Here is a 21,423-nt window from a genome sequence, read left to right as displayed (position 1 = left end):
TGTCATGAACCTACCCGTCCAGCCGCCGGCCTCCGCTTACTTCATCACCGACGAGAAGCCCTCGGTCGAATCGCGCACCCTCTCGATCGTGGTCGACAACGAGCCGGGCGTGCTCGCGCGCGTCATCGGCCTGTTCTCGGGGCGCGGCTACAATATCGAGAGCCTGACCGTCTCCGAGACCGACCACAACAAGCATCTGTCGCGCATCACGGTGGTGACGCGCGGCGCGCCGCCCGTCATCGAGCAGCTCAAGAGCCAGCTCGACCGCATCGTTCCGGTTCACCGCGTGGTGGACCTCACCAAGACCGCCATGGGCCTTGGCGACGACGGTCCGATCGAGCGCGAGCTGGCGCTGGTGAAGGTGGCCGGCAAGGGCGACGACCGGGTGGAGGCGCTGCGCCTCTCCGACGTGTTCCGCGCCAAGGTGGTGGATTCCACGACCGACCATTTCGTCTTCGAGATCACCGGCAAGGGCTCGAAGATCGAGAAGTTCATTCAGATCATGGCGCCGCTCGGCCTCGTGGAAGTGTGCCGCACGGGCGTCGCCGCCATGGCGCGCGGCCGCGACGCGGCACACGAGAGCTGATGATTTTCGACCGATCCCTTTTCTGCGTCTGACGCCGCCCCATCCGGGCGGCGCGATGGCGCGCGCCCGGAGCTTCCCATGCCGTTCGATCGGTTTCTCGGACTTCTCGTCTACGCCTTCGTTTCCTCGGTCACGCCGGGGCCGAACAATATGATGCTCATGGCATCGGGCGTGAATTTCGGCTTTCGCCGTACGATCCCGCATATGCTGGGCATCGCCATCGGATTTTTCGTCCTGCTTCTGTCGGTGGGCTTTGGCCTTGGCGCGCTGCTTCACGCCGTCCCCGCGCTCCAGACGGTGCTGAAAGTTGTGAGTCTCGTCTACATGCTCTGGCTGGCCTGGAAGATCGCGACCTCGGGCGCGATGGGCGAGGCGCAGGCGAGCGGCCAGCCTTTGACCTTCGGGCAGGCGGCGGCGTTTCAATGGGTCAATCCGAAAGCCTGGGCCATGGCTCTGGTCGCCATGGGGGCCTATACGCAGGTCGAAACGCCCGTTCTGTCGGTGGTTCTCGTCGGCACGGCCTTCGCGCTGGTGAACCTGCCGAGCGTTTCGGTCTGGGCCGGCTTCGGCGTGGCCCTGCGCGGCTTCCTGTCGGAGCCCAAGCGTCTGCGCATCTTCAACATCGTCATGGGCCTCGCGCTCGTCGCCTCGATCTGGCCCATGCTGCGCTGATCCCGGCCGAGCCCACCGAGGGCTCGGCCGAAACATCGCTTGGTCAGGCGGCCTGCGCGCGGGTGTTGACGAGATCGGCCAGCTTGCGGGCGCGCTCTAGGCAGGCGGGCTGCTCGGCGGCGAAGCGCTCGGCGCCGATCTCCATGATGAGGGTCGTGTCGGGCAGGAAGGTCAGTTCGGAGAAGATGTCCTCCCAGGCGATGTCGCCCCAGCCGAGCGGCAGGTGAAGATCGCCGATGCCGAGCGCCGTCGCTTCGGCGCGGTGGTAGAAGGTCTTCATCGTGTAGGGCAGGCCGAAACTGTCATGCACATGAAGATGGCCCGCCACCTCGGCCATGGCGCGAAGCTCCTGGCGGAAGTCGAGGCCCTTGAAGCTCGATTCGATATAGGCGTGGCTGAAATCGATCAGCGCGGCGAGATGGCTGTGTCCGACCGCGCGCACGGTCGCCGCCACTTCGCTGGGTGTCTGGCGATATTGACCGGGCAGGGTGGTGAAGATGTTCTCCAGAACGATGCGCGTCCCGTAGCCCTTCGCGACCTCGGCCATCTCGTGCAGCGCCTCGCGCTCCATCTGATCGAGATCCCCGGCGCTTTCGCCCTCGCTCAGCAGGGCCGCGCCGCAATGCTGCACCAGCACGCCCGCGCCCAGCCGGTCGCAGAGTTCGAGCATGGCGCGCACGACGCGCTTCTGAAGATGCAGGTTCTCGCGGTCCATGAAATTGGACACGATCTGCCCGTGCAGCGAGAGTTTGCGGAAGGAATATTGGCTGGCGATGGCGGAGACGCGCTGGAGCCGCTCCTCGATGATGCGCCCGCCCGCGATGATCTCCTCGCCATAGATGCCGATCTCGCAAGCGTCCGCGCCCGTGTCGGCAACGGCGCGCAGGGAGGCGTCGAGCGTGGACAGGTCGCCCGGTCCGGTGTGATTGCAGAAGCCGACGGCGGAAATGATGCCGGACATGGGATGATCCTTCGGGTCGCACGCTGTGAGAGGCCGGCGGGTATGAACCCCATCATCGAGGCCCGCCACCCCGCCGGCGGCGCTCGTGCTCATAGTTCGCTTGCGTGACGGTTTTACAATCCGTTTCGATCTTCGAAGGAACATAACGAGACCGCTTGGCAAAAGGCGCGAATTCTGCGACCCCTCCGCCCATGAAGTTTTCTCCGCAGCAGGACGAGGCGCTGACGCGGGTGGCCGACTGGCTCAAGCGTGGCGACCAGCCGATCTTCCGCCTGTTCGGCTATGCCGGCACGGGCAAGACGACGCTCGCGCGTCACTTCGCCGAAGGCGTGGAGGGCGGCGTGCAGTTCGCCGCCTTCACCGGCAAGGCGGCGCAGGTGCTGCGCTCCAAAGGCGCGAAATCGGCCAAGACGCTCCATTCGCTGATCTATCGCCCGCGCGGCGAGGAAGCGCTGGAAGACGAATCGACGGGCACGGCCCGCGTCTCCCCGACCTTCTCGCTGAACCGCCAGAGCCCCGTCGCCAAGGCCAAGCTCGTCGTGGTGGACGAGTGCTCCATGGTGGACGAGGCGCTGGGGCGCGATCTCCTGTCCTTCGGCACGCCGATTCTGGTGCTGGGCGATCCCGGCCAGTTGCCGCCCGTGTCGGGCGGCGGCTTCTTCACCGAGGCCGAGCCGGACTTTCTCCTCACCGAGATTCACCGCCAGGCGCGCGACAACCCGATTCTGGAACTGGCGCTCGACGCGCGCGAGGGCCGCGAACTGAAATGGGGCGACTATGGCGCCGCTCGCGTCATCACCAAGCGCGAGGTGGACCGGGACGAGGTTCTGGCGGCCGATCAGGTTTTGGTCGGCACCAACCGGACGCGGCGGCTCTACAACAACCGCCTGCGCGAGTTGAAAGGTTTCACCGGCGCGCTGCCGCAATCGGGCGACAAGCTCGTTTGTCTGCGCAACGACCCGGCCAAGGGCCTTCTCAACGGCTCGCTCTGGCAAGTCATGACCGCTTCGCCCGAGACCACCAAGCCCGGCACCAATCTTCTCGTGAAGCCCGACGATGACGACATCGACAAGGGCATGGCCAAGATCAAGCTGTTGAAGCAGGTCTTCGAAGATCCCACCGCCGAGGTCGCTTGGGCCCTGAAGCGGCGCTACGACGATTTCGACTATGGCTATGCCCTGACCGTCCATAAGGCGCAGGGCTCGCAATGGGACGATGTCATGCTCTTCGACGAGAGCTGGGCCTTCAAGGATTCGCGCGAGCGCTGGCTCTACACCGCCATCACCCGCGCCGCGGAGCGGCTGACCATCGTGAAATAGTGCGGGAGGGGCTCTGCCCCTCTTGCCTCCGCGGGCGGGCTTGTGTAGTGCGAACCGTAACGTACGGTACGTGTTCTGCGGCCGGCCAGAGCGAGTGGCGATGAGTGCGATCCTGCCCATGGACGAGGCCCTGAGCGAGCGCCAGAAGGCGGTTCTCGACGCGGCCCTGTCGCTTCTGGTGGAGGATGGCGACAAGCTGACCATGACGGCCGTCGCGCGGCGCGCCAGCTGCTCCAAGGAAACGCTCTACAAATGGTTCGGCGGCCGCGACGGTCTCCTGACCGCGACGGTGCAATGGCAGGCCGCGAAGGTGAGGGCGCTGCCCGTCCGGCGCGAGACGCTTTGCCCGGAATCGTTGGTGCAGGGGCTGGAGCAGTTCGCCTCCGACTGGCTGCATGTCATCGCCAGCCGCACCTCGATCGCGCTCAACCGCGTCGCCGTCGGCCAGGCGGGAACCGACAAGCACGATCTCGGCCTCATCGTCCTGGAGAACGGCCCGGTCGCCCTGCGCGCCCGGCTGCGCCCCTTCCTCGAACTCGCCAGCGAAGCGGGCCTCCTGCATTTCGAGACGGCGGACGAGGCCTTCGGAACCTTCTTCGGCCTCGTCGTGCGCGACCTTCAGATCCGCCTTCTGCTCGGCGATCGCACCCCCATCACTGACGCGGAGATCGACCGGGACGCCCGGCGCGCGACGCAGCAGTTCCTGTCCCTGCACGGGGCACATCCAACGGCTCCGGCCGCATCCAACAACGAAAGAGGAAACGTCCATGCGCGTGTATTATGATCGCGATGCCGATCTGAACCTGATCAAGTCCAAGAAGGTCGTGATCGTCGGCTACGGCAGCCAGGGCCGCGCCCACGCGCTGAACCTGAAGGACTCGGGCGCGCAGAACGTCGCGATCGCCCTGAAGGAAGGTTCCGCCACGCGCCAGAAGGCCGAGGCCGACGGCTTCAAGGTCATGAACGTCGCGGAAGCCGCGGCCTGGGCCGACCTCCTCATGATGGCGACGCCGGACGAGCTGCAGGCCGACATCTACAAGGCCGAGATCGCCGACAACCTGCGCGACGGCGCGGCGATTGCATTCGCTCACGGCCTCAACGTCCATTTCGGCCTGATCGAGCCGAAGAAGAGCGTCGACGTCGTCATGATCGCGCCCAAGGGCCCCGGCCACACGGTGCGCGGCGAATACCAGAAGGGCGGCGGCGTGCCCTGCCTCGTGGCCGTCCATCAGGACGCTTCGGGCAATGCGCTCGACCTCGCGCTCTCCTATGCCTGCGGCGTCGGTGGCGGCCGCTCGGGCATCATCGAGACCAATTTCAAGGAAGAGTGCGAGACCGATTTGTTCGGCGAGCAGGTCGTTCTCTGCGGCGGTCTGGTCGAGCTGATCCGCGCCGGCTTCGAGACGCTGGTCGAGGGCGGCTACGCCCCCGAGATGGCTTATTTCGAGTGCCTCCACGAAGTGAAGCTCATCGTCGACCTCATCTACGAGGGCGGCATCGCGAACATGAACTACTCGATCTCGAACACGGCGGAGTGGGGCGAGTACGTCACCGGCCCGCGCATCATCACGGACGAGACCAAGGCCGAGATGAAGCGTGTCCTCAAGGACATCCAGACCGGCAAGTTCACCTCCGACTGGATGCAGGAGTATCGTTCCGGCGCCGCCCGCTTCAAGGGCATCCGCCGCGTCAACGACTCGCACCAGATCGAGGAAGTCGGCGCCAAGCTGCGCGGTATGATGCCCTGGATCGCCAAGAACCAGCTGGTCGATAAGGCCCGCAACTAAGCCTCGTCTTCTCCTAGGTCGCACCCCGTTTCGTCGGGGTGCGGTTCGTCATGATGAGCCCGCCGGATGCCTCAGCGCGCCGGCGGGCTTTTCCGTTGCGTTAAGCACGGCAAGTCGAACTACTGGATTCAGAGTCCGAAAACGATTCAGCTGTTAGAACATGTCAACGATTGGGTCATGAGGCACGACCATGGCGGTGGCAGAGCTGAACTCGGACGGAAGCGAGCGCCGTGTCGCGCCTCGCACGCGCATCTTCAAGCGCGCGCAAATCCTCTTCAACAATCGCTACTCGACGGTCGACTGCATCGTTCGCAACATATCGGCGACGGGCGCGCTGCTGACCATCGATACGGCCGTGCCGCTGCCCCGTCAGTTCGAGTTCCGAATCGGGGAGGAGGACCTTCGTCCGGCCAAGCTGGTGTATCGCCGCGAGCTGTTTGCTGGCATCCACTTCCTCGACGCGCAACAGGATGTCGAAGACGAAATCGCCGTCACCTCGGCCGCCCGCGCCGCTGCGCAAGCCAGTGTGTCACAGGAAACCAGCTTACGCATCCAGGCCCGCCCGCTGCCCTATTCCATCGTCTCGCGCTTGCCTTGGAGCGGGCGATAGGACAGGGGGAGATCTCGAAGAAAAGCGGGTCTTCGGCAAAAAAGCGCTGGACAGGTTGGGCTCTCGTGCCTATACACCGCCTCACAGACGCCGACCGGCACTGAAGAGCGGATCACAATCTGCTTCGGGTGATTAGCTCAGTTGGTAGAGCAGCTGACTCTTAATCAGCGGGTCGTAGGTTCGATCCCTACATCACCCACCACTTATTTGGACGACAGGATGCCATGGTGTCTTGCGGGGTCGGATAAGGCGATCTGTAGGAATGACGACGTTTTGTCTCGTTCGAGCTTGGCGTGAGGTTTCTTCGAGGCCTCGCGATGACGCGAAGAACTAGTTGGTCCGGGTGATTAGCTCAGTTGGTAGAGCAGCTGACTCTTAATCAGCGGGTCGTAGGTTCGATCCCTACATCACCCACCATTTAACGACACCGAGCAAGGCGCCTGATAGGGCGCCTTTCGTTTTTCAGGGTAGGCCCATCCGTATCGGCCTCGGCTGCTCTCAGCCCTAGACACATGGCTGGCGGTGAGTCGGCTGTCATCCTTCGGCACGGCTATGCCAAGCTGCATGGCAGGCCGTCTAAGAGGATCGCGAGGAAACATGAGTTCGATCGATCCTGGTCGTTTCGATTGTCAGAGCTGCGGCGCCTGTTGCAGCTATTCCGCCGAATGGCCGCGCTTTTCCACCGAGACCGACGAGGAACTCGACCGCATTCCGCCCGAGCTCGTGGCTGCCGACCTGTCGGGAATGCGCTGCGAGGATGACCGCTGTTGTGCGTTGACGGGAAAAGTGGGGGAGGGGACGGCCTGCGGGATCTATCTCTTGCGCCCGCATGTCTGCCACACCTGCCAGCCGGGCGACGAGGAATGTCTGATGGCCCGCGCCGCTTGGGGACTGGCCTGACGCCAATAGGGGCGGTGCCTGGTGGCGGGCCGATGCGCACTTTTGCTTCGCCGGTGGCTCCGCTCCGCAAGGGCTGGCCCGGTCTCGCCTATCCCGCCCATTCGCCCGGTCTGCGCAGGACTTCCTTAACGTCAATCCGAGCTCACACGAAAGTAAGCCTTGCATTTACGCGACTGAAACCCCTGCGGGTGGAACGATAGAATTCGAATTCCACCTTGGGTGATGGCTGTCTGCGATGGATACGCTTCTGGCGAGAGCCGATCGGCCTTTGTATGTCGATCTGGATGGGACGCTGGTCCAGAGCGACCTGCTGTGGGAAAGCCTGTTCCTGTTCGCGCGCCAGCATCCTCTGCAAGCGTGGAAGGTCCTCGGCTGGGCGCTGGCCGGCAAGGCGATCCTGAAAGACGAGTTGGCGAAGCGCGTCGAGGTCGATCCCGCGATCTGGCCCTACCGGCAAGAGGTCGTCGCGACTCTTCAGGCCGAGCGCGAGGCTGGCCGGCATATCGTTCTGGCGACCGCCTCGAACGAGCGGCTGGCGCAGGGCGTCGCCGATCATCTCGGCCTCTTCGACGAGGTGATCGCCAGCAGCCGCGAGGAGAACCTCTCGGCCGAGCGCAAGCTCGACCGCATCCGCGCCGACCGGCAGGGCGGGGCCTTCGACTATGTCGGCAATTCGCGCGACGATCTCTGCCTGTTCGATGCGGCCGAGACGGTGACGGTCGTGCAGCCGGACCGCGCCGCCGCGCGCTGGCACCGCGAGGCCGAGCGCGACTGCCGCCTGATCCGGGACGAGGGCCATGTCGCGCGCGGACTTCTGAAAGCCATGCGCCCGCATCAGTGGATGAAGAACGTCCTGATCTTCGTGCCGATCGGCCTCAACCACGAATTCCTCAACCTGTTGATGGTGATGCAGGGCGTCCTCGCCTTCGTCTGCTTCTCCATGGCCGCCTCGTCGGTCTATATCTTCAACGACCTTCTGGACCTCACGGCTGATCGTCGCCATCGCACCAAATGGCGGCGTCCCTTCGCCAGTGGCCTCGTACCGATCCCGACCGGCGTCGCGGCCGGGCTGGCGCTGTTTGCGGCGGCCTTTGGTCTCAGCCTCGCGCTGCCCATCGAGTTCACCGCAATTCTTGCGATCTATCTCGTTCTGACGACGGCCTATTCCTTCGCTCTGAAGCGAATGCTGCTGATCGACGTCCTGACCCTCGCAGGGCTCTATACGTTGCGCATTCTGGCGGGCGCGGCGGCGGCCGATACGGTCGGCTCCTTCTGGCTCCTGGCCTTTTCGCTTTTCTTCTTCTTCTCGCTGGCGCTGGTGAAGCGCTATGTGGAACTCGCCGAGTTCGGCGAGGGCGCCTCGCGCCAGACGACGGGGCGCGGCTATGTCTCGGCCGATCTCGACACGCTGGCGCAGGCCGGCATGGCCTCGGGCTTCGCCTCGGTGGTGGTTCTCGCGCTCTATATCGATAGCGCCGCCATCCGGCAGTTGCAGACCCACCCCTATCTCATCTGGCCGCTCTGCCCGCTGGTTCTCTACATCATCGTGCGCATCTGGGTTCTGGCCAAGCGCAACGAGATGCACGACGATCCGGTGGTCTTCATCCTGCGCGATTGGCGCTCGCAGATCATGGTCGGCTGCGGCGCGCTGCTCTTCCTGGCCGCTGCCTATGGCTGAGACCGGCGACACTTGGGGGCGCACGATTGCGGCCCCGGCCGGCGGGCGCGAGCGGATGCCCTTCGCGGGACGGCTTGGCGCTGGTAGAGCCGTGGCGACCGTGCTGCCCTATGGCAATGGCCGCTCCTATGGCGACACCTGCCTCAACGATTCGGGTTGGCTGGTGACGCCGTCGGCGCACCCGCGCATTCACGGTTTCGATGTCTCGACCGGGTTGCTCGACGCCGACGCGGGCGTTCTCCTGTGCGATGTCACGCGCGCGGTCGCGCCCTCCGGCTGGTTTCTGCCGGTGACGCCGGGCACTCAGTTCGTGACGCTGGGCGGCGCGCTCGCCAACGATGTTCATGGCAAGAACCACCATCGGCGCGGCACGTTCGGCTCTTGGGTCGAGAGCTTCGAGCTTGTTCGCTCCGACGGCGCAGTGCTTCACTGCTCCGAAACTGAGAACGGAAATCTCTTCCGCGCGACCATTGGCGGCCTCGGCCTGACCGGCTTTGTCACGCGGCTGCGGCTTCGCCTGATGCGCGTCGGCTCCCTGTCGATTGTCGAGACGACGCATCGCTTCGACCGGCTGGCGGATTATTTCGAGGCGGCGGAAGAGGCCGACACGAGCCATGAATATGCCGTGGCTTGGATCGACTCGTTGGCGGCCGGTCGATCCTTCGGGCGAGGGCATCTCATCTGTGGGGATCACGCGCCAGCGGGGGACCGCGTGGGCATTGCCCGCGCGCCGATCGCCAATGTGCCCTTCACACCTCCGATCAGCCCCTTGCGGGGCCTCGGCCTGCGCGCTTTCAACGAAGCCTATTTCCGCAAGGCCAAGGCGGGCGTCAGCCAACGCACCGTGCCCTTCGACGCCTTCTTCTACCCGCTGGATCGGGTCGGTCAGTGGAACCGGCTCTATGGCCCGCGGGGTCTGCACCAGCACCAGAGCGTTGTGCCTTTGCAAGGCGCGCATGAGTATGTCCGTGAACTGATGGAAACCGCACTTGCGCATGGACAGGGCTCGTTCCTGACCGTACTCAAGCGCTTCGGAGCGTCCATCAGTCCGGGGCTCCTGTCCTTCCCGCGCGAGGGCTACACGCTGACGCTCGATTTCCCGCATCTGGGCGAGCGCACGGAGCGCCTTCTGGAGGCGCTGGATGCGATCGTTCGCCGGGCGGGCGGGCGGGTCAATCCCTACAAGGACGCGCGCATGTCGGCCCAGACGTTCGAGGCATCCTTTCCGCGCTGGCGAGAGTTGGAGGCGCTGCGCGATCCCGCTGTTGTCTCCGACTTCTGGCGGCGAACGGCCCTTGCGCTGCCGCAACCCGCTCAACACGCACCCACTTCGGAAAGACTTTGTTGAGGCTGCCGGCAAAAAACTCGCCTCGGTTAACGATGATAAGGGTAACGCTGCGTCATCTTGCGGCGACCCGAACGGATGGAAGTCCCATGAGCCGCTACATCCCCTTCATTCTCTTCACGGTTTTCACCAACGCCGCGGCGCAGATCTGTCTGAAATACGGAATGATGCAGCTGGGGCCTCTGAGCTTTGCGGGCGTCAACCCGATCTTGAAGATCCTCCAGATCGTGTTCAGCCCGTTCGTCTTCATCGGCCTTCTGACCTTCGTCGTGTCGATGGCCTCGCATCTCTTCGTCCTGTCGAAGGTCGAACTCTCCTACGCCTATCCTTTCCTCTCGCTCGCCTATGTCGTCGTGGCCTTTGCGGCCTGGGCGTTGTTCGGTGAGGAAATGAGTTTTGCCCGTGTCGGCGGCATCGCGCTGATCTGCCTCGGTACCGTCTTCATCGCCAAGGCCGGCACGCGTGGGGGCGAGGATGTCGCCCCGCTGACTGCCGAAGCGAAAATCCATTCGATCGAAGGAGCCCGCAAATGAAACACGTCATCTTTGGTGGAGACGGGTTCGTCGGCCGTCATCTGGCGCAGAAGCTGGTGGACGAGGGTGCCGAGGTGGTCGTTCTCGACATCGCCAAGAGCGACTTGCCGCATTATGCGCAGGCCCGGCATATGTCTCTAGACGTGACCGACCGTCAGGCCGTGATGCGGGCGCCCATCGCGCCGGGCGACATGGTCTACAATCTGTCGGCCAAAATGCTCTCGCCGATCCAGGTGCGCGCCAAGCGGCACGACTTCTTCTACCCCGTCAACTATGACGGCACGAAACATATCATCGAGGCGATGGACAAGGCGGGTGCCTCCCGGCTCGTCCATTTCACCACGGACATGATCTACGGCCACACGGTGACCACGCCGATGACCGAGGATCACCCGGTCGCTCCGCTCGGCGAATACGGTCAGTCCAAGCTCGACACCGAACATCTGGCGGCCGAATGGCGCGAGCGCGGAATGCGCATCTCGCTTTTCCGCCCGCGTCTTATCATCGGCCCAGGGCGCCTCGGCATTCTGGAGAAGCTGTTCAAGCTGATCGACGCCCATCTGCCGGTGCCGATGATCGGCTCGGGGCGTAACCCCTATCAGTTCATCTCGGTGTTCGACTGCGCCGAGGCCGCGCGCCTTGCCTGGAAGGCGGGCGTGCCGAACGAGGCCTACAATCTCGGCTCGCTCAACCCCCCGCCGGTGCGCAAGCTCTTGGGCGACCTTGTGCGCCATGCGGGATCGAAGTCGATTCTCGTTCCGACGCCGGGCTTTGCGGTCAAGCGCACGCTCGACTTTCTTGACTGGCTGAACATGCCACTCATGGACCCCGAGCAATATCTGATCGCCGACGAGGAGTGCGTTCTCGACGTCTCCAAGGGCAAGCGTGACCTCGGCTGGGTGCCGCAGTATCGCGACGAGGACATGCTGATCGCGGCCTATTCCGAATATCGCGCGAAGAAGGACGGCCGCTCGGCCCCCGGCTCCGCCTTCCCCCATCCGGCCGAGTAAGGACCTTTTCGATGCTGGATCGCCCGACCATGCCGACGCCCCGTCTCGACGCGGCCGAGGAGCCCGCCATTCGCCGCGGGCCGCCCAAGCCTGCCATGCTCTCCCTCGAACAGGCCAAGGCGATGGATGTCGCCACCATGGCCGATCTGTTCAAGGAGCATATCAACCCCGGCCAGTTTCATTTCATGAAGCTGCTCGGCTTTCACAAGGTGAAGGTCGAGCGTGCCGAGGGCATGTATTACATCGACCAGAACGGGCGGAAGATCCTCGACTTCTTCGGCGGTTTCGGCTCGCTCGCCTTCGGGCATAATCACCCGCGCATCCTGGCCGCGCGCCAGCGGTTCCAGGACGAGAAGCGCCACGAGATCGCCATCGCCTTCCTATCGCAATATGCGGCGGCGCTGGCGAAGAACGTCGCCAGCTGCTCTCCCGGTGATCTCGATATGGTGTTCCTGGGCTCGTCCGGCTCGGAAGCTATGGAAGCGGCGATCAAGGTCGCCGAGCGCGCCTCGGGCCGCACCAATTGCAAGATCGTCTATGCCGAGAACTCGTTCCACGGAAAGACCAAGGGCGTCCTTTCGCTCACCGATTCGCCGCTCTATCGCGGCGATTTCAAGCTGGTCGAAAACACGTACCGCGTTCCCTTCGGCGACCTGAAGGCGCTGACGGCCGTGGTGCGCTCCGACCCCGATGTCGGCGTGGTGGTTCTGGAAACCGTGCAGGGCGGCGGCGGCATCATCGAGGCGCCGACCGAATACTGGCAGGGCGTGCGCGCCCTGTGCGACCAGCACAAGGTCATCTGGGTGGCCGACGAGGTTCAGTGCGGCTATGGGCGCACCGGCCGCTTCTATGCCTTCGAGCATCACGGCGTCATCCCGGACGTGACCGCGCTCGCCAAGAGCTTCGGCGGCGGCAAGGCGGCCATGGCGGCCATGGTCGCGCGCCGTGACGTCTACATGAAGGCCTATGGCACGCCGAAGACGGCGATGATCCATGCCCATGCGACCTTCGGCGGCATCGGCGAGGGCTGCGCGACCTCGATCGAAGCGCTGAACACGCTCTATGACGAGGACTTGATCGGCAATGCGGCGGCCGTCGGCACCTATCTGAAGGACCGGCTCACCGCGCTTCAAGCCAAGTATCCGAGCATCATCAAGGATGTGCGCGGGCGTGGACTGATGGTCGGGCTGGAGTTCCACGACTTCTCGCAGACCTTGCCCTTCGCGCTGCGGCCCATGGTAGCCCTGCTAGACGACAAGCTGAAAGGCTCGCTGTCGGGCTTCGTCGGCGCGCTCCTTCTGAAGGATTACGACTGCCTCGTCGCCTTCACCGAATACAATCGCAACGTCATCCGGCTCGAGCCGCCGCTGATCTGCACGCACGAGAATGTCGATCAGTTCTGCGACGCGCTGGACGGGCTTCTCGGCCGGGGCATTGTGTCGATCGTCAAGGATTTCGTGAAGACGCAGATCGGCTGATCGCGCTTCTCCGATCCAATCCAAAAAGGCCGGGTCCTCGCAGACCCGGCCTTTTTTGTCGGCGGTGTTTCGATGGCTCGTCAGGGGCGAAGCTGGTGCGGGGTCCTGACATAGCCGATCCAGCAAGCCGACAGCTTCACTTCGCGATGGTTCGCGAGGCCGGCCTGATAGATTTCCCGCAGCCGCATATTGGCGAGCGTCACCGGACAGGTTGGATAAAGAATCAGATCGGTGTTCCGGACGGCCTCGATCGTGTCCGCGTCGGGGTTCGGGACGGCGCGCGTCGGGTCGGCGCCGATGGGAATGCGCCGCGTCGCGTGGCGATCCAGAAGATAGGGATAGGGATTGACGAAGTTGAGCGCCATGATCGTCTCGAACCGGACGCCTTCGCGCGCTTCGAAGGCCTTGATGGCGCTCACCGCATCGTCGGTCGCCAGCAGCCAAGTCATCTGGAAGTCGATATCGGCATAGAGCGAGTAGAAGGGCAGGAGGCCGACGCCAGCATAGGCCTCATAAAGGCTCTTGTTCCCGCGCAGGATGTCGAGTCCCTCGCGGGCGCGGTCCAGCAATTCGGGCCGTTGGTCGACTTGGCCGAGGATCTTGAGCTGCGGCCGGTCCAGATCGACATATTGCATCTGCCCGACCAGCGCGCGGGACAGGCGATGCGCGATGCCGACGAAGGGCGGCAGAGCCACGGCCCCGATGAGAATCAGGATCGGCAGTCGGCGCGCGGCCGGCGTTTCGAAAATGCGCAGGAGCAGCGGCCAGAGGAAGATGAAGGCCTGATCGCCCGTGTTTTGCGATTCGAAGAAAATGCCGCAGGCGAGAAGTACGCCGAGCCAGACGATCGGCTGATCGAAAAAGGCGGATAGCGAGGCTTGGTCGCGCCGCCGCAGAAGGTTCGACAGGCTCGTGCGCGCGGCCGGGTGCTCGATGATCGCAAGGCCCAGAAGCAGCGCGCAGCCGGAACCGAACGTGCCGAAATGCAGGGACGCCGCCTGAAGGAGCCGGGACGCGAGACCGCCCTCGTTCAGTTTCACCAGCGAGACGATGTCGCCGATGTAATGGCTGACGAGAGCGGTCGTGAGTTCCAGCCCGGCGAGGACGGCCGCAAAGAGCGTGGCGGCCACGAGCGCGGCGCGCAAGCTGATGCGGCCCGCAGCAAAAGCGAGAAGGCAGATCAGCCCCGCCGTGACGAAGCCCGTGATCTTCAGAAGAAATAGCGCCGTGCAGCACCAGGCAACGGCGAAGACGATGAGCCCCGCGCGCCGTTCGAACAGAAGCACCGTGACGAGAACGTACAGGAATTGCGCGACATGGCGGTTGTAGAAGCCATAGCCGTCGAAGCTCGGGAAAAGCCCATATTGCTCGACATTCAGCGGCACGAGCTGGAAGAAGAGGAAGGGCAGGAGCAATGCCCAGCCCAGCGCCGGGCGCACGCGCAGCAGGGTCGGCAGCAGCGGCGGCAGCGTGACCGCAAACAGCATCCACTGCGCCAGAAGCACCGGCTGCGGGCTGGGGAATAGCGCTAGCCCACCTGCGAAGAGCCAGTAGCCCAACGGCCCGACTGGCGCGAAGAAATCCACCGAGGGGATTTGTCCGTCGAGAACACGCTGGCCGCCGTCGAGATACAGCACCGTATCCCAATTGAAGGGCCCGAGCGGCAGGTGGAGCGGCAGCCAAAGCCCGAGCGCGCAGGCGGCGAGAACGCCTAGAACAAGGGGAAGCTGGCCCCATTGAAACAGCCACCCCATCGCGGAATGCGGTCGACCGGCGATCGGGCGGGGGAGAGGCGGCGTCGGCATATCCGGGAGCTCAGGCGCTGGGCAGGGCCGGCCTGTGCGGAATGGCTCCCGCACCGAACCCTGCGGCAAAACAAGGAGCTGAGACAGGCACGGCGCGATGGGCGCGCCGGACATGTCTCGAGCAGGCGAACCAAGACACGGACGGCAGTGTTCGGCCTTGCGCCGATCGATCGGCGCGCAAAGACCGAGCGCCGGAGTTTGTAGAACGTCCGTTTCCTCGAAGCTGGCTCAGTCGATCAGGACAAGGCGACGATCGGTTGGCGCGCCACTCATCACGTTCCGCGCCCATCACTCCTGGCGACAGGATGGATGTGTGAGGGCGCGGCTGACGTGTCAGGCCAGTGATCCGGTGAGCTCCGATCGATGCAAGCGGCTCATCCTCATTCTGCGCTCGGCAGGGTTAAGGTCCCCTCACGAAAGCGACGGGTTGGGTCGGGTCCACCCCATTCCTCTCGATTGAGACTTGCTTCGGCGTCTCAGACCGGCGGCGGCGTGTCCGCCGAGCGTCGACGCCAGAGAGCGCTTTGTTCGAACAGGAGAACCAGAACGATCGCGATCGCGAAAGGGATCAGAAGATAGAGGATGCGGAAGACCAGAAGCGCGGCCAGAACGTCCGTCTCAGGAACATCGGACAGGCCGGCGAGAAAGGTCACTTCCAGAACGCCGAGGCCGCCGGGCGCATGGGACACGAGCGCCAGCGAGAAGGACACGACGAAGATCGCGAGAACCACGATGAAGCCCGGATTATGCTCGGGCGGCAGCGCGAAATAGATGATGCTGGCGGCGGCGGCGATCTCCATCGGAGCGGCGATCAACTGGCGGACCACCACGTCGCGGCGGGGATAGTGCAGATGGAACTTGCCGATGGATAGCGGCTTGAACCCCTTGAAGCTGCCGAACACATAGAAGGCGATCGCCACCACGATCAGTCCCGCGACGATCACCGGGACCGAGGAATGGATGTCGAAATAGCGCTCGATGATATCGGGTTTGATCAGAAGCGAGGTCGCGCTGACGAGCAGCACGCCGAGGCCGAAGGTGAAGGAGCAGAAGGCGATCAGAAGCGCGATTTCCGAGCCCGACAAGCCGCGCGAGCGATAGGCGCGATAGCGCACGACGGCGCCCGAAAAAACCGACGCGCCGATATTGTGCGACAGGGCGTAGGTCGCAAAGGACGTGGCCGCAACAAAGGGGAAGGGCACGGACCGGCCGAGATGGCGCAGCGCCAGTCGATCGTAATAGGCGAGGAAGATATAAGCGACGATGGCGGATACCACGGAGCCGACCCATTGCAGCGGCGTGATCGCCACGAAGCTCGCCCAGATCTGATCCAGTGAGATCGTGCGCACTTCGCGGAACAGGAGCCAGCAGGAAAAGACCACCGCACCGATGCCGATCAGGGGCCAGATGGCATCCTTGAACTTCATGAAATACCCTTCCCGCCAAGGCCTTCAGCACAGCAAGATGCGCTGATGCCTTCCTCCGCCCTGCCACATAAGCCATTGAAATGGTGAAGGCAAAGCAAACGCGGCGCGGCACACTTCAGTTTGATGAAAACCGCCCCCGCGTGGCACGTCCCCGCCGATGGATATCCTCCCCAAGCGAAGCCGCAGTGCGTTACGATCAACCAGCCAAAATGTGCCTATCTTCCCTGCATGACCGCGCCATGTCGCGAAAGTGACGAAATTGTGGGAACCATACGATGCGCTCTTCGTTCTGGCAGGATCGTAAAGCCTCCAAAGGAGCACAGCATGTCCCGTCGCGTCACCTCCGTCGCCCTCTCCCTTGTTGCAGTTCTGGCGCTCTCGGCCTGTGCCAATACTGTTCGCGGTGTCGGACGCGATGTTGGCAACACGGTCGATGCCACTGGCGCGGCCGTGAAGGATGTCACTCGCTAAGCGGTTTATCCTTCAGGGGCTCCATACGTCTGTTTTCAGGCCGAGGCTTTCCTTCGAGAGCTTCGGCCTTTTCGCGTGTGCTCAGGACGGGCGCTGCGTCGAGCCGTCCCATTTTTCCAATCTTCACGAATCCTGAAAAAAAGCCGTCCGGCATCCGCGCGTCTGTGAGCGGATACCAGACGGTTGGGTCGTTCGGACCGGATGCGAAGCGTATGGCGCGAGCGCACCATCAAGCGGCCGCGACAATCCGTCTGATATCGGCTGGGCGAAACGGCTTGGAAATGCTGGGAATGCGTCTCAAGGAAGGCGGCACATCCGATAGGCTGCCCGAGACGAAGCAGAACGGGATGGACTGCGCCTGAAGCCGCAGCGCGACGGGGAGGGAGGTCTGACCTCCAAGGTCGAAATCCAGCAGCGCGAAGTCCACGCCTTGCGCGACGTGGAGAAGACCGCTCGCGACATCCCGCGCCCAGACGCAATCCGCATTTGCATTCTCTTGGAGAATGTCTTCCAGATCCATCGCGATCAGCGGTTCGTCTTCGACAATCAGGATACGCATGATACAACTCCCTTGTCTCGAGAGAAGAATGCGCGGTAGCCCATCTGGTTCAGCCCGGATGTAGAAATAATGCAAGTCGATCGTAAATCTGTATTAACCAGAATGAATAGTCGTCAATAATCCAAGTGTTGGTATTGTTTTGCGGGCGACCAATGATCCGCATGTGCTTTATCGACAGGCCCTGATCAACGGCGCGAGACGACGGGAATCTTCGAGAGGGCGGGTCCGTTCGGGGTACTGGCCCGAAAGCCTCAGGCCGCGCGAATCGCTGGCGTTGCAGATGGGGAGTGAGACCCGAAATCGATCGCCTGCGCCGGTTTGGGGCGCGAGAAGTAGAAGCCCTGCAACGTGTCGCAGTCCAGCTCGGCCAGCAGGCGCGCCTGCTCCTGCGTCTCGACGCCTTCGGTTGTTACGCGCATTCCCAGATTGTGAGCGAGCGCGACGATAGTTTCCAGAATCTGCCGGACATTCGCTTCGCCCGCGTCGAAGGCGACCATGAAGGATTGATCGATCTTCACCGTGTCGAAGGGAAAGCGCCAGAGATAGCCCAGTGAGGAATAGCCAGTGCCGAAATCGTCCATCGCGATGGACACGCCGAGCTGCTTCAACTGGCGCAACTGCCCCAGCACCGCGTCGGAGCGCTCCAGAAGCAGCGTTTCCACGACTTCGATCTGAAGCCGATGTCCGTCGACCCCATGTCGATCAAGCGCCGCCTTCACGATCTCGAAGAGATCGTCGTCGCGGAACTGGGCCGGAGAGAGATTAATGGAGACGTAGAGATGCTCCGGCCATTGCGCAACCTGCCGAATGCTTTCATCGATCACCCAGTCGCTGATCGGCTTGATGAGATCGCGCGCCTCGGCGATGGGCAGGAACTCTGCCGGCGAGATATACCCGCCTTGGCTGTCGGGTAGGCGGATCAGCGCTTCGAAGCCCTTTGGGATGCCGGAGCCGGCCGCCACGATGGGCTGGTAGAACAGTTCGAACCGGCCCGTCTTCAAGGCCGTGCGCATGTCCTGCTCGATCTGGCGGCGGCGCGTGGCCTCCGTGTCCATCCAAGGCTCGAAGATCGTGTGGAAGGCTGTCTTGGTGTCCTTGCAGACGGTCAACGCCAGATCGCTGTGACGCGCGAGTTCGAAAAAGCTGCGGCCGTGCTCGGGAGCCAGTGCGATGCCGATGAAGACGCGTGGAACGATGGAATGTCCGCCGATCTCCACCGGCTGCTCCATCCGCTGGCGAATCGCGCGCACGAGGTCGAGCGTCGCGTCGGGCCCCGTCATGCTGCGATGAAGGAGGCGGAAATCGCCCGCCCCCATGCGCCCGAACAGATCGGTCTTGGCCATGACCTGACCGATCCGGTCGGCCACCACTCGCAGCAATTCGTCGCCGACCTCCTGGCCCAAGCTGCTGTTGATGCCTGACAGGCCTTCCAGATTGATCGCCCACAAAGCCATGCGCTCGCGGGTGGCGCGCGAGGTGGCGAGGATGCGATCGACGTCCTTCTGCATCCGCTGCCGATTGAGAAGCTGCGTCAGCGGGTCGAAATCCGCCAGGAACCGAATACGCTCATTGGCGAGCTGCGTGCGATGCCGACGCGCCCAGATGAGGCCGGCAGGAACGCCCACTGCGCCGACCGCCGCGCTCGCGACGATCCAGGCCATCCAGCGAACCATGTCCGAAAGGTTCTGGCGGGACTGTGCCATATCGGGGCTGACGGAGAGGAAGCCGATCCTCTCACCCGCGCGGTCGAGCGGGACGATGGCCGTCGGCTGCGGGCCGTCCAGCCCTTCCGTCGCGATCCATGGGCTGGGCCGGCCGACAGTGCTTTGCGAAAGCGTGACGCCGGTCGCCGTGCCCCCCGGCCGCTCGCGCAGCAGCCATTCGTTCTGCGTCGATCGCGGCGTAAAGACCTCCTGGCCATCGCGGTTGAAAATGGAGAAATTCAGGAGATTGGCTGCGTTGCCGGCAATGCGCGCGTTGACCTCGGCATCGGCGGTTCGCGACAGGCCTGTCAGCAACGCGTTGAGTTCGGTTTCGTTCTGAAGAAGAACCTGTGCGAAGGCTTGCCCGCGCGCTCCGACTTCGTCCTCCAAGAGATGTCGAAGCGCGATCTGGCTTGCGTAATAACTCGCGCAGCCAACCACCGTCAGGAGGCTGATAGCCCCTGCGACGGTCGAAGCATATCTGCGCCCAAGTTTCAGAAGCATCCGCAGTTCCCTCTGACATAAGCTCTAGCCAGAGAACGCTTAATATTCTCTAACGCCTCATGCGGAGCTGACGTATGGGAACTTGGGCGCTCGGGTCTGCTCTATAGCTGCCAGCGTCGGTGGAACCACATCCACTGTTCCGGGTGCTCGCGCACCCATCCTTCCACGACGTCGTTGAGCGTCTGGCAACTGGCGGGAATGTCGATCTCGCCCGTTTCGGTTCTCGGCAGTTCGAGGCGCGGCTGGAGTTCGAGCCGGTAGCGCCCATTGGGCAGACGGATGGAGCGCGCGGGATAGACGTCGCAGTTGAACTGACGCACCAGCTTGGGCAGCAGCGGGTTGGTACGGCAGGGGCGGCCGAAGAAGGTCGTCGGGGCGCCCTTGGCGAATTTCTGATCCACCAACATGCCGACATTGCCGCGGCGGTCGAGAATGCTGGCCAGCGCCCAGGCCGCGCCCGCCTTGGACGGCACGAGGTGGCCGCCGCGTGTCTTGCGAGCGGTCTGCACCTCGCGGGCGATATAGCGGTTATTGGGCTGCCGGAAGAGGGCGGTGACTTCGAGGCCGAAGGTCGCCGCGCAGATCGGCAGCAGTTCGAAACAACCCAGATGCCCCGTGAAGAAAACGATCGGCTTGTCGCTGTCGCGCAGTTCCAGAAAGAGATCGATGCCCTCGACCTCGATCAGGCCCTCGCCCGGCGGGCGGGCGGGGTCGAAATCGAAGATCTCGTCGAGGAAGACGTATTCCGCCGCGATGCGCCCCATCTGGCCCCAATTGGCGCGTGCGGTCGCCTCGATCCAGGTTCTGTCCTTCTCGGGATAGGCAAGAGCCAGGTTGTCGAGGGCGAGCTTGTGGCGCGAGGTGAGGGGGCCGATCAGCCGGGCCAGCCGGTCCGCCGCCTTCAGACCCTTCTGAGCTGGAAAGAGACGCAGGACACGCAGAATGGCGAAGAGAAGCTTCGCGGCGACATAGTCACGCGTCTTCTTCTGGATTTTCCAGGCCTTGGCGAGCGTCGGGTTCATCCGGCTGGAAGCGTCCCGCGATCCATATGGAGGATGATCTTGCCGAAGACGCGGCGTCCTTCCATCCGGTCGAGCGCCACCGCGATGTCGTCCAGCCCGACTTCCGTGTCGATCACGGGCTTCACGAGACCGCGCGCCATTTTCTGCATGGCATCGGCCATGTTCTCCATGCGGCAGCCGAAGGAGCCGAGAAGCTTCAGCTGCTGCTGGAACAGCATCATCAGGTTGACCTCGGTGGAGACGCCCGAAGTGGAGCCGCAGGTGACGAGCCGGCCCCCGCGCTTCATGCAGAGCATGGAGCCGGCGAACGTGTCCTTGCCGACATGCTCGAATACGACATCGACGCCCTTTTTCTTGGTCAGCTTGCGCACCACGCCTTCGAAGCGATCGGTGCGATAGTTGATGACGTGATCGGCGCCCAGCGCCTTGGCCGGCTCGATCTTGTCGTCGGAGCCGACCGTCGTGATGACGGTCGCGCCGTGGCGCTTGGCGAGCTGGATCGCTGCCGTGCCGATGCCCGAACCGCCGGCATGGACGAGGATCGTCTCGCCCGGCTGAAGCTTGGCATTGTCGAAGAGCATATGTTCGACCGTGCCGAAAGTGACGGGGGCGAGCGCCGCACCGACCGCATCGCAGCCCGGAGGGGCGGGGACGAGCAGCCGCGCCGGCAGATTGACGCGCTCCTGCGCGAAGCCGTCGAGATGGAAGCCGTGGACGCCCGAGACATGCTCGCAAAGATTGTCGCGTCCCTCGCGGCAGGCCTTGCAGAGGCCGCAAGTGCGCGCTCCGTAGATCGAGACGAGCTGGCCCGGAATGAGACCGGACGTGCCCGCGCCCAAGGCCTCGACCACGCCGGAGGCTTCCGCGCCGATCGTCAGCGGCATCTTGCGCTTGGCGAAGGCCATGCCGCGCCATCCCCAGACGTCGATATGGTTCAGCGCCACGACCTTGATGCGCACGGTGACTTCGCCCGGACCCGGCGCGCCCGGCTCATCGATCTCGACGCGGCGAAGATCCTTGTCGCCGACCAGCTGCAATGCCTGCATGGGAAAT

General features: G+C 63.8%; 20 protein-coding genes and 2 tRNA genes. 15 read left to right on the top strand and 7 right to left on the bottom strand.

Features of this window, described 5'->3' with window-relative positions:
• Window positions 1–4 precede the first annotated feature (4 nt).
• Window positions 5–586 (top strand): acetolactate synthase small subunit, encoded by a 582-nt coding sequence (gene ilvN, locus AUL36_RS00595; RefSeq protein WP_019996390.1) that lies wholly within the window; start codon window positions 5–7, stop codon window positions 584–586.
• 78 nt (window positions 587–664) lie between these two features.
• Window positions 665–1,258 (top strand): LysE family translocator, encoded by a 594-nt coding sequence (locus tag AUL36_RS00590; protein ID WP_062216861.1) that lies wholly within the window; start codon window positions 665–667, stop codon window positions 1,256–1,258.
• Between the two features lie 43 nt (window positions 1,259–1,301).
• Here AUL36_RS00590 and AUL36_RS00585 read toward each other — a convergent pair whose 3' ends face one another.
• The gene (locus tag AUL36_RS00585) at window positions 1,302–2,219 is read right to left on the bottom strand and encodes a TIM barrel protein (RefSeq protein ID WP_062216858.1); all 918 of its coding nucleotides are present in this window, start codon (window positions 2,217–2,219) and stop codon (window positions 1,302–1,304) included.
• Between the two features lie 191 nt (window positions 2,220–2,410).
• Here AUL36_RS00585 and AUL36_RS00580 point away from each other — a divergent pair, with 191 nt between their 5' ends.
• The 12 genes from AUL36_RS00580 to AUL36_RS00525 all read left to right on the top strand — a co-directional run bounded on the left by AUL36_RS00580 (window position 2,411) and on the right by AUL36_RS00525 (window position 12,879).
• The gene (locus tag AUL36_RS00580; protein WP_058634343.1) at window positions 2,411–3,538 is read left to right on the top strand and encodes an ATP-dependent DNA helicase; all 1,128 of its coding nucleotides are present in this window, start codon (window positions 2,411–2,413) and stop codon (window positions 3,536–3,538) included.
• Window positions 3,539–3,638: 100 nt separating this feature from the next.
• Window positions 3,639–4,322 (top strand): TetR/AcrR family transcriptional regulator, encoded by a 684-nt coding sequence (locus AUL36_RS00575; protein WP_062216855.1) that lies wholly within the window; start codon window positions 3,639–3,641, stop codon window positions 4,320–4,322.
• Entirely contained in the window at window positions 4,306–5,325 is a 1,020-nt protein-coding gene (ilvC, locus tag AUL36_RS00570) for a ketol-acid reductoisomerase (RefSeq protein ID WP_062216852.1), read from the top strand. The genes AUL36_RS00575 and ilvC overlap by 17 nt, the downstream gene beginning before the upstream one ends.
• 190 nt (window positions 5,326–5,515) lie before the next feature.
• Window positions 5,516–5,935, top strand: coding sequence for a PilZ domain-containing protein (locus AUL36_RS00565; RefSeq protein ID WP_062216849.1), 420 nt, complete (start codon window positions 5,516–5,518; stop codon window positions 5,933–5,935).
• 126 nt (window positions 5,936–6,061) lie between these two features.
• A tRNA-Lys gene (locus tag AUL36_RS00560) sits at window positions 6,062–6,137 on the top strand.
• 139 nt (window positions 6,138–6,276) lie between these two features.
• Window positions 6,277–6,352, top strand: a tRNA-Lys gene (locus AUL36_RS00555).
• Between the two features lie 180 nt (window positions 6,353–6,532).
• Window positions 6,533–6,835: a YkgJ family cysteine cluster protein gene (locus tag AUL36_RS00550; RefSeq protein WP_192843755.1), complete on the top strand. Its 303-nt coding sequence runs from the start codon at window positions 6,533–6,535 to the stop codon at window positions 6,833–6,835.
• A gap of 235 nt (window positions 6,836–7,070) precedes the next feature.
• A complete protein-coding gene (locus tag AUL36_RS00545) occupies window positions 7,071–8,513 on the top strand; it encodes a UbiA family prenyltransferase (RefSeq protein WP_062216843.1) in 1,443 nt (480 codons plus the stop codon).
• Complete coding sequence (locus AUL36_RS00540) at window positions 8,506–9,861, top strand: FAD-binding oxidoreductase (RefSeq protein WP_062216840.1); 1,356 nt, start codon at window positions 8,506–8,508, stop codon at window positions 9,859–9,861. Before AUL36_RS00545 ends, AUL36_RS00540 begins: the two co-directional genes overlap by 8 nt.
• A gap of 86 nt (window positions 9,862–9,947) precedes the next feature.
• Window positions 9,948–10,391, top strand: coding sequence for an EamA family transporter (locus tag AUL36_RS00535; protein ID WP_058600644.1), 444 nt, complete (start codon window positions 9,948–9,950; stop codon window positions 10,389–10,391).
• Window positions 10,388–11,401 carry an NAD-dependent epimerase/dehydratase family protein gene (locus AUL36_RS00530; protein ID WP_062216837.1) on the top strand — a complete coding sequence of 338 codons (1,014 nt, stop codon included), beginning with the start codon at window positions 10,388–10,390 and terminating at the stop codon, window positions 11,399–11,401. The genes AUL36_RS00535 and AUL36_RS00530 overlap by 4 nt, the downstream gene beginning before the upstream one ends.
• Before the next feature lie 29 nt (window positions 11,402–11,430).
• The gene (locus tag AUL36_RS00525) at window positions 11,431–12,879 is read left to right on the top strand and encodes an aspartate aminotransferase family protein (RefSeq protein ID WP_062217160.1); all 1,449 of its coding nucleotides are present in this window, start codon (window positions 11,431–11,433) and stop codon (window positions 12,877–12,879) included.
• Between the two features lie 80 nt (window positions 12,880–12,959).
• Here AUL36_RS00525 and AUL36_RS00520 read toward each other — a convergent pair whose 3' ends face one another.
• Together AUL36_RS00520 and AUL36_RS00515 are read right to left on the bottom strand one after the other, a co-directional pair.
• Window positions 12,960–14,633 carry a hypothetical protein gene (locus AUL36_RS00520; protein WP_062216834.1) on the bottom strand — a complete coding sequence of 558 codons (1,674 nt, stop codon included), beginning with the start codon at window positions 14,631–14,633 and terminating at the stop codon, window positions 12,960–12,962.
• 527 nt (window positions 14,634–15,160) lie between these two features.
• Window positions 15,161–16,111, bottom strand: coding sequence for a lysylphosphatidylglycerol synthase transmembrane domain-containing protein (locus AUL36_RS00515; protein ID WP_062216831.1), 951 nt, complete (start codon window positions 16,109–16,111; stop codon window positions 15,161–15,163).
• A 324-nt stretch (window positions 16,112–16,435) separates the two neighbouring features.
• On the opposite strand from AUL36_RS00515, the gene AUL36_RS24115 reads away from it, so the two are divergent.
• On the top strand, window positions 16,436–16,582 hold the full coding sequence (locus AUL36_RS24115) for a hypothetical protein (RefSeq protein ID WP_192843391.1): 147 nt from the start codon (window positions 16,436–16,438) through the stop codon (window positions 16,580–16,582).
• Between the two features lie 229 nt (window positions 16,583–16,811).
• On the opposite strand, the gene AUL36_RS00510 is transcribed toward AUL36_RS24115, so the two are convergent.
• From AUL36_RS00510 to AUL36_RS00495, 4 genes are all read right to left on the bottom strand, one after another.
• Window positions 16,812–17,141, bottom strand: coding sequence for a response regulator (locus tag AUL36_RS00510; RefSeq protein WP_058600639.1), 330 nt, complete (start codon window positions 17,139–17,141; stop codon window positions 16,812–16,814).
• A gap of 251 nt (window positions 17,142–17,392) precedes the next feature.
• The gene (locus tag AUL36_RS00505) at window positions 17,393–19,348 is read right to left on the bottom strand and encodes a putative bifunctional diguanylate cyclase/phosphodiesterase (RefSeq protein ID WP_082655380.1); all 1,956 of its coding nucleotides are present in this window, start codon (window positions 19,346–19,348) and stop codon (window positions 17,393–17,395) included.
• 101 nt (window positions 19,349–19,449) lie between these two features.
• On the bottom strand, window positions 19,450–20,370 hold the full coding sequence (locus AUL36_RS00500) for a lipid A biosynthesis lauroyl acyltransferase (RefSeq protein ID WP_062216827.1): 921 nt from the start codon (window positions 20,368–20,370) through the stop codon (window positions 19,450–19,452).
• Entirely contained in the window at window positions 20,367–21,416 is a 1,050-nt protein-coding gene (locus tag AUL36_RS00495; RefSeq protein WP_062216824.1) for a zinc-binding dehydrogenase, read from the bottom strand. The genes AUL36_RS00500 and AUL36_RS00495 overlap by 4 nt, the downstream gene beginning before the upstream one ends.
• Window positions 21,417–21,423 lie beyond the last annotated feature (7 nt).

The sequence above is a fragment of the Aureimonas sp. D3 genome, from assembly GCF_001463805.1.
Classification (GTDB): domain Bacteria; phylum Pseudomonadota; class Alphaproteobacteria; order Rhizobiales; family Rhizobiaceae; genus Aureimonas; species Aureimonas ureilytica_A.
Note: the sequence above shows the minus strand (reverse complement) of the source record. Positions and strands in the feature narration are given on the sequence as shown.

What these genes read in the sequence shown, in the direction of transcription:
- ilvN (WP_019996390.1), top strand. Translation starts at nt 5, where the DNA reads ATGAACCTACCCGTCCAGCCGCCGGCCTCCGCTTACTTCATCACCGAC.
- AUL36_RS00590 (WP_062216861.1), top strand. Translation starts at nt 665, where the DNA reads ATGCCGTTCGATCGGTTTCTCGGACTTCTCGTCTACGCCTTCGTTTCC.
- AUL36_RS00585 (WP_062216858.1), bottom strand. Translation starts at nt 2,219, where the DNA reads ATGTCCGGCATCATTTCCGCCGTCGGCTTCTGCAATCACACCGGACCG.
- AUL36_RS00580 (WP_058634343.1), top strand. Translation starts at nt 2,411, where the DNA reads ATGAAGTTTTCTCCGCAGCAGGACGAGGCGCTGACGCGGGTGGCCGAC.
- AUL36_RS00575 (WP_062216855.1), top strand. Translation starts at nt 3,639, where the DNA reads ATGAGTGCGATCCTGCCCATGGACGAGGCCCTGAGCGAGCGCCAGAAG.
- ilvC (WP_062216852.1), top strand. Translation starts at nt 4,306, where the DNA reads ATGCGCGTGTATTATGATCGCGATGCCGATCTGAACCTGATCAAGTCC.
- AUL36_RS00565 (WP_062216849.1), top strand. Translation starts at nt 5,516, where the DNA reads ATGGCGGTGGCAGAGCTGAACTCGGACGGAAGCGAGCGCCGTGTCGCG.
- AUL36_RS00550 (WP_192843755.1), top strand. Translation starts at nt 6,533, where the DNA reads ATGAGTTCGATCGATCCTGGTCGTTTCGATTGTCAGAGCTGCGGCGCC.
- AUL36_RS00545 (WP_062216843.1), top strand. Translation starts at nt 7,071, where the DNA reads ATGGATACGCTTCTGGCGAGAGCCGATCGGCCTTTGTATGTCGATCTG.
- AUL36_RS00540 (WP_062216840.1), top strand. Translation starts at nt 8,506, where the DNA reads ATGGCTGAGACCGGCGACACTTGGGGGCGCACGATTGCGGCCCCGGCC.
- AUL36_RS00535 (WP_058600644.1), top strand. Translation starts at nt 9,948, where the DNA reads ATGAGCCGCTACATCCCCTTCATTCTCTTCACGGTTTTCACCAACGCC.
- AUL36_RS00530 (WP_062216837.1), top strand. Translation starts at nt 10,388, where the DNA reads ATGAAACACGTCATCTTTGGTGGAGACGGGTTCGTCGGCCGTCATCTG.
- AUL36_RS00525 (WP_062217160.1), top strand. Translation starts at nt 11,431, where the DNA reads ATGCCGACGCCCCGTCTCGACGCGGCCGAGGAGCCCGCCATTCGCCGC.
- AUL36_RS00520 (WP_062216834.1), bottom strand. Translation starts at nt 14,633, where the DNA reads ATGGGGTGGCTGTTTCAATGGGGCCAGCTTCCCCTTGTTCTAGGCGTT.
- AUL36_RS00515 (WP_062216831.1), bottom strand. Translation starts at nt 16,111, where the DNA reads ATGAAGTTCAAGGATGCCATCTGGCCCCTGATCGGCATCGGTGCGGTG.
- AUL36_RS24115 (WP_192843391.1), top strand. Translation starts at nt 16,436, where the DNA reads ATGTCCCGTCGCGTCACCTCCGTCGCCCTCTCCCTTGTTGCAGTTCTG.
- AUL36_RS00510 (WP_058600639.1), bottom strand. Translation starts at nt 17,141, where the DNA reads ATGCGTATCCTGATTGTCGAAGACGAACCGCTGATCGCGATGGATCTG.
- AUL36_RS00505 (WP_082655380.1), bottom strand. Translation starts at nt 19,348, where the DNA reads ATGCTTCTGAAACTTGGGCGCAGATATGCTTCGACCGTCGCAGGGGCT.
- AUL36_RS00500 (WP_062216827.1), bottom strand. Translation starts at nt 20,370, where the DNA reads ATGAACCCGACGCTCGCCAAGGCCTGGAAAATCCAGAAGAAGACGCGT.
- AUL36_RS00495 (WP_062216824.1), bottom strand. Translation starts at nt 21,416, where the DNA reads ATGCAGGCATTGCAGCTGGTCGGCGACAAGGATCTTCGCCGCGTCGAG.